Origin of the sequence: Streptomyces sp. NPDC048419, from assembly GCF_043200415.1 — a bacterium.
Lineage (GTDB): Bacteria > Actinomycetota > Actinomycetes > Streptomycetales > Streptomycetaceae > Streptomyces.
Genome location: NZ_JBICXT010000009.1, coordinates 160,308 through 174,847, shown reverse-complemented (window position 1 = coordinate 174,847; position 14,540 = coordinate 160,308). Strand labels below are relative to the sequence as shown.

Below are 14,540 nucleotides of genomic sequence, written 5' to 3'. Positions count from 1 at the left end.
ACGCGGGTGGGCCAGGCGGGTGGGCCGCGCGGGTTACCCCCGGCCCGCCCTCGTCAACTCAGCCCTCCGGGGCCTCAGTCCCGGCTCACCAGCGTCAGCAGCGACGCCTCCGGCGGGCACGCGAAGCGCACCGGCGTGTAGCGGTTCGTGCCGCAGCCGGCTGACACGTGGAGATAGGACGTGCGGCCCTCCGCCGAGTGCGTCGACAGGCCCTTCACCCGCTCCGTGTCCAGGTCGCAGTTGGTGACGAGGGCGCCGTAGAAGGGGATGCAGAGCTGCCCGCCGTGCGTGTGGCCCGCGAGGATCAGCGGGTACGCGTCCGCCGCGAAGGAGTCCAGCACGCGCAGGTACGGCGCGTGCACCACGCCCATCGAGAAGTCGGCCGCGCCGGAGGGGCCGCCGGCCACCTGGAGGTAGCGGTCGCGCTTGATGTGCGGGTCGTCCAGGCCCGTGAGCTCGACGGAGACGCCCTCGACCTTGAGCGTGCCGCGTGTGTTCGTCAGGTTCAGCCAGCCCGCCGCGTCGAAGCCGTCCCGCAGGTCCTCCCACGGGTTGTGGATCGCGCCGACGACCGGCGGGTTGCCGTTCAGGCCGTGCCGCCGCTGGGTCTTCTCCAGCAGGTAGCGGGCCGGGTTGCGGAACCTGGGGCCGTAGTAGTCGTTCGAGCCGAAGACGTACGCCCCCGGGAACTCCATCAGCGGGCCCAGCGCGTCCAGGACCTCCGGCACGCCCTCGGGGTCGGACAGGTTGTCGCCGGTGTTGATCACGAAGTCGGGGCGCAGGCCGGCAAGCGAGCGCAGCCAGCGCTGCTTCTTGTGCTGCCCGCCGACCATGTGGATGTCGGAGACCTGGAGGATGCGCAGAGGCTGCATTCCCGCGGGCAGGACGGGGACCGTCACCCGTCGCAGCCGGAAGGAGCGGGCCTCGAAACCCGCCGCGTACACCACACCGGCGGCGCCGGCCGCCGCGATTCCCAGAGGTACTCCGTATCGAGCGCGCATACATCCATCGTGTCAGACCCGCGGGCCCTCCCGAGCCCCACCGCCCCTTAAATCCACGGGCATCGGGCCTTGCGCACCTGCGACAATCGGTGCCATGACCACCACGCTCAAGTCGAAGCTGCAGGAAGACCTCAACGCCGCGATCAAGGAGCGCGACGAGCTGCGCTCCTCGACGCTCCGGCTGACGCTCGCCGCGATCACCAAGGAGGAGGTCGCGGGCAAGGAGAAGCGCGAGCTCTCCGACGACGAGGTGCTGAAGGTGATCACCAAGGAGGCGAAGAAGCGCCGTGAGGCGGCCGACGCCTTCGCGCAGGGTGGCCGGCCGGAGAGCGCGGAGCGGGAGAAGGCGGAGGGCGAGCTGCTCGCCACGTACCTGCCCAAGCAGCTCGGAGACGAGGAGCTGGAGCGGATCGTCGCCCAGGCCGTCGAGGAGGCCAGGGCGGCCGGCGCCGAGGGACCCCGCGCGATGGGTGCCGTCATGAAGATCGTGAACCCGAAGGTGGCGGGCCTGGCCGAGGGCGGCCGTGTCGCCGCGGCGGTGAAGAAGCTGCTGGCGGGCTGATCCGCCGGGGAAGCCGTACGGGAAACGGCCCCTGACCGTCGTAGCGAGATCACTCTCGTACGACGGTCAGGGGCCGTCTCTGTCTCAGTCCGCGGCGGATCAGTCCGCGGCGGATCCGCTCAGGGCGGATCCGCTCACGGCGGGCAGGCTCACGGCGTCAGCCGCGGCGCCCTCCGTTGCCGTTCGCGTTGCCGCCGTTCTGGCCCTGGAACAGGTTGGACGGGATGGAGAAGGTGGGCGTCGGGAAGGTGCCGCCGTCCGTGTTGCCGCCGTCGGTGCCGCCGTCGGTCAGGCCGCCGAGGAGGCCGCCGTTGGCGTTGCCGCCGTTGTCGCCGTTGTTCCCGTCGTCGTGGCCGTGGCCGTGGCCCTTGCCCTTGTCGCCGTCGGGGATGTCGACGAGGTTGAAGTCCTCCACGGGCTTGCCGTCCAGGGCGCCGCTCATCATGTCGCGCCAGATGGGGCCCGGGACCTGACCGCCGTAGACCTTGGCGTTCCAGGTGCCGCCGATGCTGATGTTGACCATCCGCCGCTTGTGCGTGGGGTCGCCGACCCAGACCGCGCCCGCCATGTTCGGGGTGTAGCCGACGAACCAGGCCGCGTAGCGGTTGTCCGTCGTACCGGTCTTGCCCGCGCTCGGGCGGCTGCCGAGGCCCGCCTGCTGACCCGTGCCGTCCTCGACCACGCCCTTCAGGAGCGTGCTCACCGTGTCGGCGGTCTTCTCCGACATCGCGCGCGAGCAGGTCGACTTCGGCACCGCCAGCGACTTCTTCTGGCTGCCGACGGTCTGGGTGATGGACTCGATGGCGACCGGCGTGCAGTACATGCCGCGCGAGGCGAAGGTCGCGTAAGCGTTCGCCATCGTCAGCGGGGACATCTCCTGGGTGCCGAGCGCGATGGAGGGCGCCTGCTGCATCTTGCCGCCGTCCGCGCGCTCGACGCCCATCTTCTTGGCCATGTCGACGACCGGGCAGATGCCGATGTCGCTGATCAGCTGCACGTAGTAGGTGTTGACCGACTTCGCGGTCGCCTGCTTCATGCTGTACGGGCCGTGCTCCTCGGTGTTCTCGTTCGTCAGCTTGGCCGGGTTGTTCGGATCGGTGCGCCACTCCTTGCCGTCACAGATCGACACCGGGCTCGGATAGGCCATCGCGTACGGCGAGGAGTACGACTGTGTCGCCGGCGTGCCGCCCTCAAGCGCCGCCGCGGCCACGATCGGCTTGAACGTCGAACCGGTCTGGTAGCCCGCGCCGCCGCCCGCGCTCTGGTCCACGGACAGGTTGATCTGCGTCTCGTGCTTGCGGAAGCCGTAGGGCCGGGACTGGCCCATCGCGAGGATGCGGCCGGTGCCGGGCTCGACGATGGTGGCGGCGGTGGCCACGTCGTCGCTCTTGTAGACGTGGTCCTTGATCGACGCCTGGGCCGACTCCTGGGCCTGCGGGTCGAGCGTCGTACGGATCGTCAGACCGCCCTGGTTCCAGACCTTCGCCCGGGCCTCCTTGGTCTTGCCGAAGACCGGGTCGTTCAGGAACACCTCGCGCACGTAGTCGCAGAAGAAGCCGGCGCCCTTGACCGCGGTGATGCAGCCGTTCTTGGGCTTGCTGGGGTTGAGGCCCAGCGGCGTCTTCCCGGCCTTGTCGGCCTCCGCCTGCGAGATGTCGCCCATGTCGGCCATGCGCTGCAGCACGGTGTTGCGGCGCTTGGTGGCCTCCGCCTCGTCGTTGACCGGGTCGTACCGGGTCGGCGACTGGACGATGCCCGCGAGGAGCGCCGACTCCTGGAGGTTGAGGTCCTTGGCGTGCTTGGAGAAGTAGCGCTCGGCGGCCGCCTCGACGCCGTAGGCCTGCTCACCGAAGAACGTGATGTTCAGGTAGTTCTCGAGGATCTTCTTCTTGCCGAGCTCCTCCTCGACCTGGATCGCGTACTTCAGCTCCTTGATCTTGCGGCCGAGGGTCTGCTGGGTGGCCTGGGCGACCTTCGTCGGGTCGTCGCCGGCCTCCTCCACGAAGACGTTCTTCACGTACTGCTGGGTGAGGGTGGAGGCGCCCTGGGAGACGCCGCCGCTCTGCGCGTTCTTGTTCAGCGCGCGCAGGATGCCTTTGAGGTCGACCGCGCCGTGCTGGTAGTAGCGCGAGTCCTCGATCGCGACGATCGCCTTCTGCATGTACGGCGAGATGTCCTTGAGGTTCACCACCGTGCGGTCACGCGAGTAGACGGTGGCGATCTGGCCGCCTTCGGCGTCGAGGATGGAGGTGCGCTGACTCAGCGGCGGCGTCTTGAGGTTGGCCGGCAGCTCGTCGAAGCTCTCCACCGATCCCTTGGCCGTGAGTCCGAGGGCGCCGACGGCGGGCAGCGCGATGCCGGCCAGCACGGCACCGGCGAGCACACTGACACCGAGGAACTTGGCGGCCTGCTGCGTTGGCGACAGACCACCGCCCGAGCGCTTCTTTGGCATGGGGGCAGCCTACGTTCTCATTCGCCGGACACGCGTATATGCCTTGGCCTAAGCTGCTCTCAACTGTCACAGCAGTGGGGCCACGTATCAATACGTCCGGCGACCCCGAATCGTTCCGGAGGTTCCCCGACTTTTTTGGTGGGGCCGTGTCCGAATCCGCCTCGTGTGTCAGTTGGCGCCCGTTGTGACCCAACAGAACTGTCCCGGTTTGCCGGGAAGGTCACGCATGTCACCAGCTCACTCCCCCGGGTGATCTGCCGCTTACGCATAGTCCGTTCGGGCCATTCAAGATTGGGCCCGAAGGGGGTGTTGCGCTGTGCCCGCCTTCCGTAACGTCCTCAACTGGCAGCGGTGAATATGCCGCTGCCGCCGTGGGGGAGCCTCGATTCGGGAGAGGACGGCGCCGGTATGGGCTGGGTAACCGACTGGAGTGCGCAGGCCGCCTGCCGCACTACCGATCCGGATGAACTGTTCGTGCAGGGAGCGGCGCAGAACAGGGCCAAGGCGGTGTGCACCGGATGTCCGGTACGCACGGAATGCCTGGCTGATGCGCTGGACAACCGCGTCGAGTTCGGCGTGTGGGGAGGCATGACGGAGCGGGAGCGCCGCGCACTGCTGCGCAGGCGGCCCACCGTGACCTCCTGGCGCCGGCTCCTTGAGACGGCTCGTCTGGAGTACGAGCGCGGAGTGGGCATCCTGCCGCTCGACGACGACCAGGTGTACGAGAACTACGCGGCGGTGAGCTGAGGCCACCCCCGCTTCACGGGGCGGCCTCCGGCGCACGCCTACGGCAGCTCGGGCCGATTGGCCGCGAGCCGGTCCCCGATGTCCCGCAGTCCCGCGAGGTCGTGCACGTCGCCGGGCAGCGCGGCCACTTCGGCCACCGCCACCTCGGGGTGGCGTGCGGTGAAGCGGTCACGCGTGCGCTGCTCACGGGAGAGCAACTGCATACGCTCGGCGTGTAGCCTCAGCAGGCCTGCGGTGAGCCGCTCGACGCCCTGGTCCTCCTGATCCGGACCGGGGGAGCCGGGCTCGGACGGGGACGACTCGACGGGCGCGGATGCGGAAGATTCTGAACTTCCGTACAGGTCGGGAGAGTTACGAAATCCAGCTTTCCCGCCGTCCTGATCGACAATGCGGGGCTCCACAAGATTTTCCGCGGCGGCGAGCGCACGCTCGGCCGACAGCCGGGCGGCGCCGCTGCCATGGACGCGGTTGAGCACCAGACCCGCGAGCGGCATCTCCTCGGCCGCCAGCCGCTCCACGAAGTACGCGGCCTCACGCAGCGCGTCCCGCTCCGGCGCCGCCACCACGAGGAACGCGGTCCCGGGAGCCTGCAGCAGCTTGTACGTCGCGTCCGCGCGCGTGCGGAAGCCGCCGAAGGTCGTGTCCATCGCGGCCACGAACGTCTGGACGTCCTTGAGGAGTTGACCGCCCAGCAGCTTGCCGAGGGTGCCGGTCATCATCGACATCCCGACGTTCAGGAACTTCATCCCGGCGCGGCCGCCCAGCTTGGCGGGCGCGGTCAGCAGCCGGATCAGCCGCCCGTCCAGGAACGAGCCCAGCCGCTTGGGCGCGTCCAGGAAGTCGAGCGCCGAGCGGGACGGCGGGGTGTCGACGACGATCAGGTCCCACTCGTCGCGCGCCCGCAGCTGCCCGAGCTTCTCCATCGCCATGTACTCCTGCGTGCCCGCGAAGCCGGCGGAGAGCGATTGGTAGAAGGGGTTCGACAGAATCGTGGCGGCCCGCTCGGGGTCCGCGTGCGCCTCGACGATCTCGTCGAAGGTGCGCTTCATGTCGAGCATCATCGCGTGCAGTTCGCCCGCGCCGTCGACGTCCTTCACCCGGCGCGGGGTGTTGTCCAGCGAGTCGATGCCCATGGACTGGGCCAGCCGGCGCGCCGGGTCGATGGTCAGCACGACCACCTTGCGTCCGCGCTCGGCGGCCCGGAGGCCCAGCGCCGCCGCGGTGGTCGTCTTTCCGACGCCGCCCGAGCCGCAGCACACCACGATCCGGGTCTGCGGGTCGTCGAGCAGCGGGTCGAGGTCGAGCACGCGCGCGGGGGAGAGGCGGTGACGCGTGCTCTCCTGCTCCGCGACCGGGTCCTCACTCATGACATCCCCTGCTTCCGCAGCTCGGTGGCCAGCTCGTACAGCCCGGCCAGGTCCATGCCCTCGGTGAGCAGCGGCAGTTCGTGCAGCGGCAGGCCCAGCTCGCCGAGCACCGCGCGCTGCTCGTGCTCCAGCGCATGGCGCTCGCCGTACTCCTCGGCCTGCCGCAGCAGGGGGGCCACCAGCTTCTCGGCGTTCCCACCGCGGCGGGCGCCGCCGAGTCCCGCCGATGACAGTGCCTTCGCCACTGCGGAACGGGGCACGCCGCTCACGAGTTCCAGCTCCGCCGCGTCCAACACCTCGGGGCGCACCATGTTCACCATGATCCGGCCCACCGGGAGCTTCGCGGCGCGCAGTTCGGCGATGCCGTCCGCGGTCTCCTGGACGGGCATCTCCTCGAGGAGCGTGACCATGTGCACGGCCGTCTCCTTCGACTTCAGCACCCGCATCACGGCCTGCGCCTGATTGTGTATCGGGCCGATCTTCGCCAGGCCCGCCACCTCGTCGTTCACGTTCAGGAAGCGGGTGATGCGGCCTGTGGGGGGCGCGTCCATGACGACGTAGTCGTAGGCGAACCGGCCGCTCTTGTCCTTGCGGCGCACCGCCTCGCACGCCTTGCCGGTCAGGAGCACGTCCCTGAGGCCCGGCGCGATGGTGGTGGCGAAGTCGATCGCGCCGAGTTTCTTCAGGGCTCTGCCCGCACCCCCGAGTTTGTAGAACATCTGGAGGTAGTCCAGAAGGGCCAGTTCGGGGTCGATGGCGAGGGCGTACACCTCCCCGCCACCTGGAGCGACGGCGATCTTCCGCTCCTCGTAGGGCAGCGCTTCCGTCTCGAAGAGCTGCGCGATGCCCTGGCGCCCCTCGACCTCGACGAGAAGCGTCCGCTTCCCCTCGGTCGCGAGGGCCAGCGCTAGAGCGGCGGCGACCGTCGTCTTTCCGGTCCCGCCCTTGCCGCTGACGACCTGGAGCCTGCTCACGCCTTCGAGCCTAACCAGTCCGTGCACCAAGCACGCGACAGCCTGTGGACAACTCGACCGCGGGCGGTGGGTGGGCAGCGGCTAGAGTCGGCCGCATGACCAAGTGGGAATACGCAACCGTGCCGCTGCTCGTCCATGCCACGAAGCAGATTCTGGACACCTGGGGCGAGGACGGCTGGGAGCTCGTCCAGGTCGTGCCCGGCCCGAACAACCCCGAGCAGCTCGTCGCGTACCTGAAGCGGGAGAAGGCATGAGTGTCGTAGAGGCGAAGCTGGCCGAACTCGGCCTGACCCTGCCGCAGGTCGTCCCGCCGCTGGCCGCGTACCAGCCGGCCGTGCAGTCGGGCGTGTACGTCTACACCGCCGGCCAGCTCCCCATGGTCGAGGGCAAGCTGCCCATCACCGGCAAGGTGGGCGCCGAGGTCACGGCCGAGGAGGCCAAGGAACTCGCCCGCACCTGCGCCCTGAACGCGCTGGCCGCGGTCAAGTCCGTCGCCGGTGACCTGGACCGCGTCGCGCGCGTGGTGAAGGTCGTGGGCTTCGTCGCCTCGGCCGCCGACTTCACCGGACAGCCGGGCGTGGTCAACGGCGCGAGCGAGCTGCTCGGCGAGGTCCTCGGCGAAAAGGGCGTGCACGCGCGCAGTGCGGTCGGCGTGGCGGTGCTGCCGCTGGACGCACCGGTCGAGGTCGAGATCCAGGTGGAGCTCACCGGGGCGTAGCCCCCGCCGTCCCGGACCGGACCGGCGGTGCGGGCGCACGGGCCCGGTCACCGCTCTGACCTCGGGGGCTCTCGAACATTCGCGCACCACGGGATAGCCTCCGCCCATGGCGAATGGGCAGTGGTTTCCGCAGGACTGGCCGGAACGCATCCGTGCGCTCTCGGACGGCACGCTGACTCCGGTCGTCCCCAGGCGCGCGGCGACCGTCATGCTCCTGAAGGACACCGACAGCGGTCCCGCGGTGCACATGCTGCGCAGACGCGCCTCCATGGCCTTCGCCGGAGGCGCGTACGCATATCCGGGCGGCGGCGTCGACCCGCGTGACGACGAGCACCACGTCCGCTGGGCGGGCCCCACGCGCGCGTGGTGGGCGGACCGGCTCGGCGTGGACGAGGCGACCGCCCAGGCGATCGTCTGCGCGGCCGTACGCGAGACGTACGAGGAGGCAGGCGTCCTGCTGGCCGGGCCGTCCGCCGACTCCGTGGTCGGCGACACCACGGGCGAGGACTGGGAGGCGGACCGTGCGGCCCTGGTCGCCCGCGCCTTCTCCTTCGCCGAGTTCCTGGACCGCCGCGGCCTGGTGCTGCGCTCGGACCTCCTCGGGGCCTGGACCCGCTGGATCACCCCGGAGTTCGAGTCCCGGCGCTACGACACCTGGTTCTTCGTGGCCGCCCTCCCGCACGGCCAGCGCACCCGAAACGCCTCCACAGAGGCCGACCGCACGGTGTGGATCCGGCCCCCCGAGGCCGCCGAGGGCTACGACAAGGGCGAGCTGCTGATGATGCCGCCCACCGTCGCGACCCTGCGCCAGCTGCTCCCTTACGGCACGGCCGCCGAGGCGCTCGCCGCGGCCCCCGGCCGGGACATGACCGCCGTACTGGCGCGGGCCCGGCTGGAGGGCGGCGAGATCGTGCTGTCCTGGCCGGGGCACGACGAGTTCACCAAGCACATCCCGACTGACCTGCCGACCGGTGGAGCCTGAGCATGACGGACGCAGCAGCTCTTCCCGGCCGGCCGCGGGGCGGGGTCCTCAGCGGCCCCGCCACGTCCCGGGCCGTCAACGTCCTGGCGCCCAACGCCTCGGCGATGACCCTCGACGGCACCAACACCTGGATCCTCGCCGAGCCGGACTCGGACCTCGCCGTGGTCGTCGACCCCGGCCCGCTGGACGAGGGCCATCTGAGGAACGTCGTGGACACGGCCGAGAAGGCAGGCCGGCGCATCGCGCTCACCCTGCTGACCCACGGCCATCCGGACCACGCGGAGGGCGCCGCCCGCTTCGCCGAGCTGACCGGCACGAACGTGCGCGCCCTGGACCCGGCGCTGCGGCTGGGCGACGAGGGGCTGACCGCCGGAGACGTGGTCACGGTCGGCGGCCTGGAGCTGGGCGTCGTGCCGACCCCGGGCCACACCTCGGACTCCCTCTGCTTCCATCTCCCGGCCGACCGGGCGGTCCTGACGGGCGACACGGTCCTGGGCCGCGGCACGACGGTCGTGGCGCACCCCGACGGCCGTCTGGGCGACTACCTGGACTCGCTACGACGGCTGCGGTCGCTCACCGTCGACGACGGCGTCCACACCGTGCTCCCCGGGCACGGCCCCGTCCTGGAGGACGCCCAGGGGGCCGTCGAGTTCTACCTCGCCCATCGCGCCCACCGCCTCGCGCAGGTCGAGACGGCGGTCGAGGACGGCTACGACAGCCCGTCCCAGGTCGTTGCCCACGTCTACGCGGACGTGGACCGCTCCCTGTGGCCGGCGGCCGAGCTGTCGGTGCGGGCCCAGCTGGACTACCTGGAGGAGCACGGGCTGATCTAGCCCCTGGGGCTTTTCACGCCGTGCACGCGCGCGTACTCCTCGGCGAGCCACGGCCCCAGGTCGTCGACGTAGGAGCGCAGTACGGCGGCGTCACCGGTCGGCTCCCAGCCCCGCAGGGCCGCGGTGCGCATCTGCTCCGCGCGCTCGGGGTAGTACGCGCCGAACGCCTCGGCCATCTCCGCGAGATCGCTGGTCCAGCCGTTCCAGCGGGGCATGACGAGCGTGAACCCGGTGCGCACGAGATGCCGGGACATGAACCGCACGAGCGGCCGCCGGGCCGCCTCGGTGTCCTCGGCCTCCGCGATCCGCCGCCGCCAGCGGGGCAGCAGCAGGGCGAGGTCCCCGTTGGTCTCGCGGGCGAGCCGGGAGTCGGGCCGGTAGCGGGGCAGGTACTCGGCGAGGTCCTCCCCGAGCAGCGGGGTGCACATACAGGCCACGAACCAGCCGAGGTCGTACGTCTCCGCCGCGCTCAGCAGCCGCGCCCGGCCGTACAGCAGCGTGCCGACACCGTCGAGCTGCGGGAACTCCTTGCCGACGGCCTCCTCGAGCGCCCGTACACCGGCCCGGTCGGTGTCCGCCGGTTCCTCCTGCAGCGCGACGAGCAGATCCAGATCGCTGCGTCCCACGCGCGCGGTGCCGCGCGGGATCGACCCGTAGAGATACGCGCTCTGCAGCCGCGCCCCGAACACCTCGAGCAGCCGGTCCCGCGCGGAGGCGACGACTGGCCGGAAGGCACGCGGGATGCGGCCGAGAGAGCCTTCGCGCTCGATGTAACCCTGGGGATCGAGACCCTTGGAGCTCGCGTTTTCGGCCATGGGGCCCACTCAATCAGCCCGTCCGGCGTTCGAGGGCGAGGCCGTCGAGGCCGAACGGGGGGCCCGGGGGCGCGAGCCCCCGGAACACGGCCGGGACCGATTGTCAGCGGGACCGCTTGGCGAGCCGCTCGACGTCCAGCAGGATCACGGCCCGCGCCTCCAGGCGGAGCCACCCGCGCTGGGCGAAGTCCGCCAGCGCCTTGTTGACCGTCTCGCGGGACGCGCCGACCAGCTGGGCCAGCTCCTCCTGCGTCAGGTCGTGGACGACGTGGATGCCCTCCTCGGACTGCACGCCGAAGCGGCGGGAGAGGTCCAGCAGGGCGCGCGCGACACGGCCGGGGACGTCGGAGAAGACCAGGTCGGACATCGCGTCGTTGGTCTTGCGCAGCCGGCGGGCGACGGCGCGCAGCAGGGCGCCTGCCACCTCGGGGCGGGCGCTCAGCCAGGGCTGGAGGTCGCCGTGGCCGAGACCGAGCATCTTGACCTCGGTCAGCGCGGTGGCCGTGGCGGTCCGCGGGCCCGGGTCGAAGAGCGACAGCTCGCCGATCAGCTCGCTGGGACCGACGACGGCGAGCATGTTCTCGCGGCCGTCGGGCGAGGTGCGGTGAAGCTTCACCTTGCCCTCGGTGACCACGTAGAGCCGGTCTCCGGGGTCGCCCTCGTGGAAGAGCGCGTCGCCGCGCGCGAGGGTCACCTCGCTCATGGAGGCGCGAAGCTCCGCGGCCTGCTCGTCGTCGAGCGCCGCGAAGAGCGGGTTGCGCCGCAGAACGTCGTCCACGAGTACTCTCCTTGTCGACCTGCTCAGGGGATCTTGCTCCCCCTTGGTACCAGGGGACCGTGCTCCCCATTTTGCCGGACGGTCCAAACAGTGTGATCTGTCACAAGGATGCCGCACACCTGTCCCGGGGTAAGCGGCAGGGGTCCAATTGGGGGCCGATCCCCGGGGTCCGGGGCGGATGTCAGTGCCGGGCCCTAGGCTGGCCGGGTGTCCAAAACGCCGGTGAGAGCACAGGCCAAGGGGGCTGGGCGGGTGGTTGTACGTCGTGATTCCGCTGTGGGCGAACAGAACTCCGGCGGCGGAAAAAAACCGGCAAAGGTGACGAAAAGCGCTCCGGTGAAGAAGGCCGCCGTCGCGCCCAAGAAGGCGACGGCCTCGGTGAAGGGCGTCCCTCCCGCGAAGGCGGCCGGCAAGCCGCCGAAGGAGGAGTCGCGCACCGCTCTGGTCCGCCGCGCCCGCCGGATCAACCGCGAGCTCGCCGAGGTGTATCCGTACGCCCACCCGGAGCTGGACTTCGACAACCCCTTCCAGCTCGTGATCGCCACGGTCCTGTCGGCGCAGACCACCGACCTCAGGGTCAACCAGACGACGCCGGCGCTCTTCGCCAAGTACCCCACCCCCGAGGACCTGGCCGCGGCCAACCCCGAGGAGGTCGAGGACATCCTCCGCCCGACCGGCTTCTTCCGGGCCAAGACCAAGTCCGTCATGGGGCTGTCCAAGGCGCTGGTGGAGCAGTTCGGCGGTGAGGTCCCCGGCCGCCTCGAGGACCTGGTCAAGTTGCCCGGCGTGGGCCGCAAGACCGCCTTCGTCGTGCTCGGGAACGCGTTCGGGCGGCCCGGCATCACCGTGGACACGCACTTCCAGCGGCTGGTGAAGCGCTGGCAGTGGACGGACCAGACCGACCCGGACAAGATCGAGGCCGCGGTCGGCGCGCTCTTCCCCAAGAGCGACTGGACCGACCTCTCGCACCACGTGATCTGGCACGGCCGCCGCATCTGCCACGCCCGCAAGCCCGCCTGCGGCGCCTGCCCCATCGCCCCGCTCTGCCCGGCGTACGGCGAGGGTGAGACGGACCCGGAGAAGGCGAAGAAGCTCCTCAAGTACGAGAAGGGCGGCTTCCCGGGCCAGCGCCTCAAGCCCCCGCAGGCCTACCTCGACGCGGGCGGGAAGCCGGCCCCGCCGCTGGGCGCCGGATGACGGGCGCCACGACGCGCGGGGCCCCCGATCGGGCGGCCCAGGAACGATCTCGGGTGTCCGGGACGTTGGACTCGGCAGGACGGGGGTGGCGATGACGCGCGCGAGTGAGACACAGGGTGGGCCGGTGACGCTCAGCACCGAGGGGCTGCCCGAGTGGCTGGACCCGGTGGTCCGGGTCGTGGAGACGGTGCAGCCGCTCCAGCTGAGCCGCTTTCTGCCGCCGAAGGACGGGGCGGGGCGGCAGTCCGCCGTGCTGGTCCTCTTCGGCGAGGGCGAGCGCGGCCCCGAACTGCTGCTCATGGAGCGGGCGAGCTCGCTGAGATCGCACGCCGGGCAGCCCTCCTTCCCGGGCGGCGCCCTCGACCCCGAGGACGGCGACCCGCAGGCCGACGGGCCGCTCAGGGCCGCCCTGCGCGAGGCCGAGGAGGAGACCGGGCTCGACCCGGCCGGCGTCCAGCTCTTCGGCGTCCTGCCCCGGCTCTACATCCCGGTCAGCGGCTTCGTGGTGACCCCGGTGCTGGGCTGGTGGCGGCAGCCGACCCCGGTCGGGGTCGTCGACCCGAACGAGACGGCGCGGGTCTTCACGGTCCCCGTGGCGGATCTCACGCACCCCGACAACCGCGCCACCACCGTGCACCCCAGCGGCCACCGAGGTCCGGCATTTCTGGTCGAATCCGCCCTGGTGTGGGGCTTCACGGCCGGAATCATCGACAGAGTGCTGCATTACGCGGGCTGGGAGCGCCCCTGGGACCGCGACAAGCAGGTCCCGCTCGACTGGCGGTCATGACAGGGTGTCTGCCGTGCTGTGTCTTTCCGGGGGATGCCGTATCGGATCGCCGCTGCGCGGCGGGCCGGCCCCCGGCCGACCTGAGGTGACCGCAGAGTGATGAGGCGAGGCTCGAACCGGTGAACGTGCTGGACATCCTGTTGCTGGTCGCCGCCGTGTGGTTCGCGATCGTGGGCTACCGGCAGGGCTTCGTGGTCGGCATCCTGTCGGTGATCGGCTTCCTGGGCGGCGGTCTCGTCGCCGTCTACACCCTGCCCGTCATCTGGGACGCGCTGACCGACAACTCCGAGGTGAGCACGACCGCCGCCGTCGTCGCGGTCGTGGTCGTCATCGTCTGCGCCTCGGTCGGCCAGGCTCTGACCACCCATCTGGGCAACAAGCTGCGCCGGTACATCACTTGGTCCCCGGCCCGCGCCCTGGACGCGACCGGCGGCGCCCTGGTCAACGTCGTCGCGATGCTCCTGGTGGCGTGGCTGATCGGCTCAGCCCTCGCGGGCACCACCCTGCCGACCCTCGGCAAGGAGGTCCGCAGCTCCAAGGTCCTCCTCGGCGTCTCCCGGGCGCTGCCCAACCAGGCCGACACCTGGTTCGCCGACTTCTCCTCGGTCCTCGCGCAGAACGGCTTCCCGCAGGTCTTCAGCCCCTTCGCGAACGAACCGATCACCGACGTCCGGCCCCCGGACCCGGCCCTCGCGAACAGCCCGGTGGCCACGCGCGCCAAGCGTTCCATCGTCAAGGTCATGGGCACCGCGCAGAGTTGCGGCAAGGTCCTGGAGGGCAGCGGCTTCGTCTTCGGCGACCGCCGCGTCATGACCAACGCGCACGTCGTCGGCGGCGTCGACGAGCCCACCGTCCAGATAGGCGGCGAGGGCCGCAAGTACGACGCGAAGGTCGTCCTCTACGACTGGCACCGCGACATCGCCGTGCTCGACGTACCCGATCTCAAGGCGCCGGCCCTGAAGTTCACGGCCACGGACGCCCGGAGCGGCGACAGCGCGATCATCGCGGGCTTCCCGGAGAACGGCTCGTACGACGTCCGGGCGGCCCGCGTGCGGGGCCGCCTCCCGGCCAACGGCCCGGACATCTACCACCGGGGCACCGTCCGCCGGGACGTCTACTCGCTGTACACGACCGTCCGCCAGGGCAACTCCGGCGGCCCGCTGCTCACGCCCGAGGGCGGTGTCTACGGCGTGGTCTTCGCGAAGTCCCTGGACGACGCCGACACCGGGTACGCGCTCACCGCGGACGAGATCCAGGAGGACATCGTCAAGGGGCGTACGGCGAACCAGCAGGTGGACAGCGACAGCTGCGCCCTCTGAGCCCTCGC

The 14,540-nt window shown here is 70.9% G+C and carries 15 protein-coding genes; 9 read left to right on the top strand and 6 right to left on the bottom strand.

The annotated features are described in order from the left end of the window. Positions 1-74 precede the first annotated feature (74 nt). Positions 75-1,001: a metallophosphoesterase gene (locus ACGFYN_RS20725; RefSeq protein WP_393867280.1), complete on the bottom strand. Its 927-nt coding sequence runs from the start codon at positions 999-1,001 to the stop codon at positions 75-77. Positions 1,002-1,095: 94 nt separating this feature from the next. On the opposite strand from ACGFYN_RS20725, the gene ACGFYN_RS20720 reads away from it, so the two are divergent. After that, positions 1,096-1,563, top strand: coding sequence for a GatB/YqeY domain-containing protein (locus ACGFYN_RS20720; protein WP_393867279.1), 468 nt, complete (start codon positions 1,096-1,098; stop codon positions 1,561-1,563). Positions 1,564-1,720: 157 nt separating this feature from the next. Here the strand turns inward: ACGFYN_RS20720 and ACGFYN_RS20715 are convergent, their stop codons facing one another. After that, positions 1,721-4,015 (bottom strand): transglycosylase domain-containing protein, encoded by a 2,295-nt coding sequence (locus tag ACGFYN_RS20715; RefSeq protein ID WP_393867278.1) that lies wholly within the window; start codon positions 4,013-4,015, stop codon positions 1,721-1,723. A 408-nt stretch (positions 4,016-4,423) separates the two neighbouring features. Between ACGFYN_RS20715 and wblA the strand changes: the two genes are divergently transcribed. Beyond that, entirely contained in the window at positions 4,424-4,762 is a 339-nt protein-coding gene (gene wblA / locus ACGFYN_RS20710) for a transcriptional regulator WblA (protein WP_037783411.1), read from the top strand. 38 nt (positions 4,763-4,800) lie between these two features. Here the strand turns inward: wblA and ACGFYN_RS20705 are convergent, their stop codons facing one another. Together ACGFYN_RS20705 and ACGFYN_RS20700 are read right to left on the bottom strand one after the other, a co-directional pair. After that, positions 4,801-6,129, bottom strand: coding sequence for an ArsA family ATPase (locus ACGFYN_RS20705; RefSeq protein WP_393867277.1), 1,329 nt, complete (start codon positions 6,127-6,129; stop codon positions 4,801-4,803). After that, a complete protein-coding gene (locus ACGFYN_RS20700) occupies positions 6,126-7,103 on the bottom strand; it encodes an ArsA-related P-loop ATPase (RefSeq protein WP_393867276.1) in 978 nt (325 codons plus the stop codon). The genes ACGFYN_RS20705 and ACGFYN_RS20700 overlap by 4 nt, the downstream gene beginning before the upstream one ends. 95 nt (positions 7,104-7,198) lie before the next feature. On the opposite strand from ACGFYN_RS20700, the gene ACGFYN_RS20695 reads away from it, so the two are divergent. From ACGFYN_RS20695 to ACGFYN_RS20680, 4 genes are all read left to right on the top strand, one after another. Beyond that, the gene (locus ACGFYN_RS20695) at positions 7,199-7,357 is read left to right on the top strand and encodes a DUF4177 domain-containing protein (RefSeq protein ID WP_003967454.1); all 159 of its coding nucleotides are present in this window, start codon (positions 7,199-7,201) and stop codon (positions 7,355-7,357) included. Next, entirely contained in the window at positions 7,354-7,821 is a 468-nt protein-coding gene (locus ACGFYN_RS20690) for a RidA family protein (RefSeq protein WP_393867275.1), read from the top strand. Before ACGFYN_RS20695 ends, ACGFYN_RS20690 begins: the two co-directional genes overlap by 4 nt. A gap of 106 nt (positions 7,822-7,927) precedes the next feature. Beyond that, entirely contained in the window at positions 7,928-8,803 is an 876-nt protein-coding gene (locus ACGFYN_RS20685) for an NUDIX hydrolase (RefSeq protein WP_393867274.1), read from the top strand. A gap of 2 nt (positions 8,804-8,805) precedes the next feature. Further along, entirely contained in the window at positions 8,806-9,636 is an 831-nt protein-coding gene (locus ACGFYN_RS20680) for an MBL fold metallo-hydrolase (RefSeq protein WP_393867273.1), read from the top strand. Here ACGFYN_RS20680 and ACGFYN_RS20675 read toward each other — a convergent pair. Next, positions 9,633-10,451: a nucleotidyltransferase domain-containing protein gene (locus ACGFYN_RS20675; RefSeq protein ID WP_393867272.1), complete on the bottom strand. Its 819-nt coding sequence runs from the start codon at positions 10,449-10,451 to the stop codon at positions 9,633-9,635. The genes ACGFYN_RS20680 and ACGFYN_RS20675 overlap by 4 nt on opposite strands. A 103-nt stretch (positions 10,452-10,554) precedes the next feature. After that, the gene (locus tag ACGFYN_RS20670; protein WP_030942386.1) at positions 10,555-11,229 is read right to left on the bottom strand and encodes a Crp/Fnr family transcriptional regulator; all 675 of its coding nucleotides are present in this window, start codon (positions 11,227-11,229) and stop codon (positions 10,555-10,557) included. Between the two features lie 318 nt (positions 11,230-11,547). On the opposite strand from ACGFYN_RS20670, the gene nth reads away from it, so the two are divergent. The 3 genes from nth to ACGFYN_RS20655 all read left to right on the top strand — a co-directional run bounded on the left by nth (position 11,548) and on the right by ACGFYN_RS20655 (position 14,532). Beyond that, positions 11,548-12,426 carry an endonuclease III gene (gene nth, locus ACGFYN_RS20665; RefSeq protein WP_393867271.1) on the top strand — a complete coding sequence of 293 codons (879 nt, stop codon included), beginning with the start codon at positions 11,548-11,550 and terminating at the stop codon, positions 12,424-12,426. A 91-nt stretch (positions 12,427-12,517) separates the two neighbouring features. Next, entirely contained in the window at positions 12,518-13,213 is a 696-nt protein-coding gene (locus ACGFYN_RS20660; RefSeq protein WP_393867270.1) for an NUDIX hydrolase, read from the top strand. A 119-nt stretch (positions 13,214-13,332) separates the two neighbouring features. After that, on the top strand, positions 13,333-14,532 hold the full coding sequence (locus tag ACGFYN_RS20655; RefSeq protein WP_393867269.1) for a MarP family serine protease: 1,200 nt from the start codon (positions 13,333-13,335) through the stop codon (positions 14,530-14,532). The last annotated feature ends 8 nt before the right edge of the window (positions 14,533-14,540 follow it).

What these genes read in the sequence shown, in the direction of transcription:
- ACGFYN_RS20725 (WP_393867280.1), bottom strand. Translation starts at nt 1,001, where the DNA reads ATGCGCGCTCGATACGGAGTACCTCTGGGAATCGCGGCGGCCGGCGCC.
- ACGFYN_RS20720 (WP_393867279.1), top strand. Translation starts at nt 1,096, where the DNA reads ATGACCACCACGCTCAAGTCGAAGCTGCAGGAAGACCTCAACGCCGCG.
- ACGFYN_RS20715 (WP_393867278.1), bottom strand. Translation starts at nt 4,015, where the DNA reads ATGCCAAAGAAGCGCTCGGGCGGTGGTCTGTCGCCAACGCAGCAGGCC.
- wblA (WP_037783411.1), top strand. Translation starts at nt 4,424, where the DNA reads ATGGGCTGGGTAACCGACTGGAGTGCGCAGGCCGCCTGCCGCACTACC.
- ACGFYN_RS20705 (WP_393867277.1), bottom strand. Translation starts at nt 6,129, where the DNA reads ATGAGTGAGGACCCGGTCGCGGAGCAGGAGAGCACGCGTCACCGCCTC.
- ACGFYN_RS20695 (WP_003967454.1), top strand. Translation starts at nt 7,199, where the DNA reads ATGACCAAGTGGGAATACGCAACCGTGCCGCTGCTCGTCCATGCCACG.
- ACGFYN_RS20690 (WP_393867275.1), top strand. Translation starts at nt 7,354, where the DNA reads ATGAGTGTCGTAGAGGCGAAGCTGGCCGAACTCGGCCTGACCCTGCCG.
- ACGFYN_RS20685 (WP_393867274.1), top strand. Translation starts at nt 7,928, where the DNA reads ATGGCGAATGGGCAGTGGTTTCCGCAGGACTGGCCGGAACGCATCCGT.
- ACGFYN_RS20680 (WP_393867273.1), top strand. Translation starts at nt 8,806, where the DNA reads ATGACGGACGCAGCAGCTCTTCCCGGCCGGCCGCGGGGCGGGGTCCTC.
- ACGFYN_RS20675 (WP_393867272.1), bottom strand. Translation starts at nt 10,451, where the DNA reads ATGGCCGAAAACGCGAGCTCCAAGGGTCTCGATCCCCAGGGTTACATC.
- ACGFYN_RS20660 (WP_393867270.1), top strand. Translation starts at nt 12,518, where the DNA reads ATGACGCGCGCGAGTGAGACACAGGGTGGGCCGGTGACGCTCAGCACC.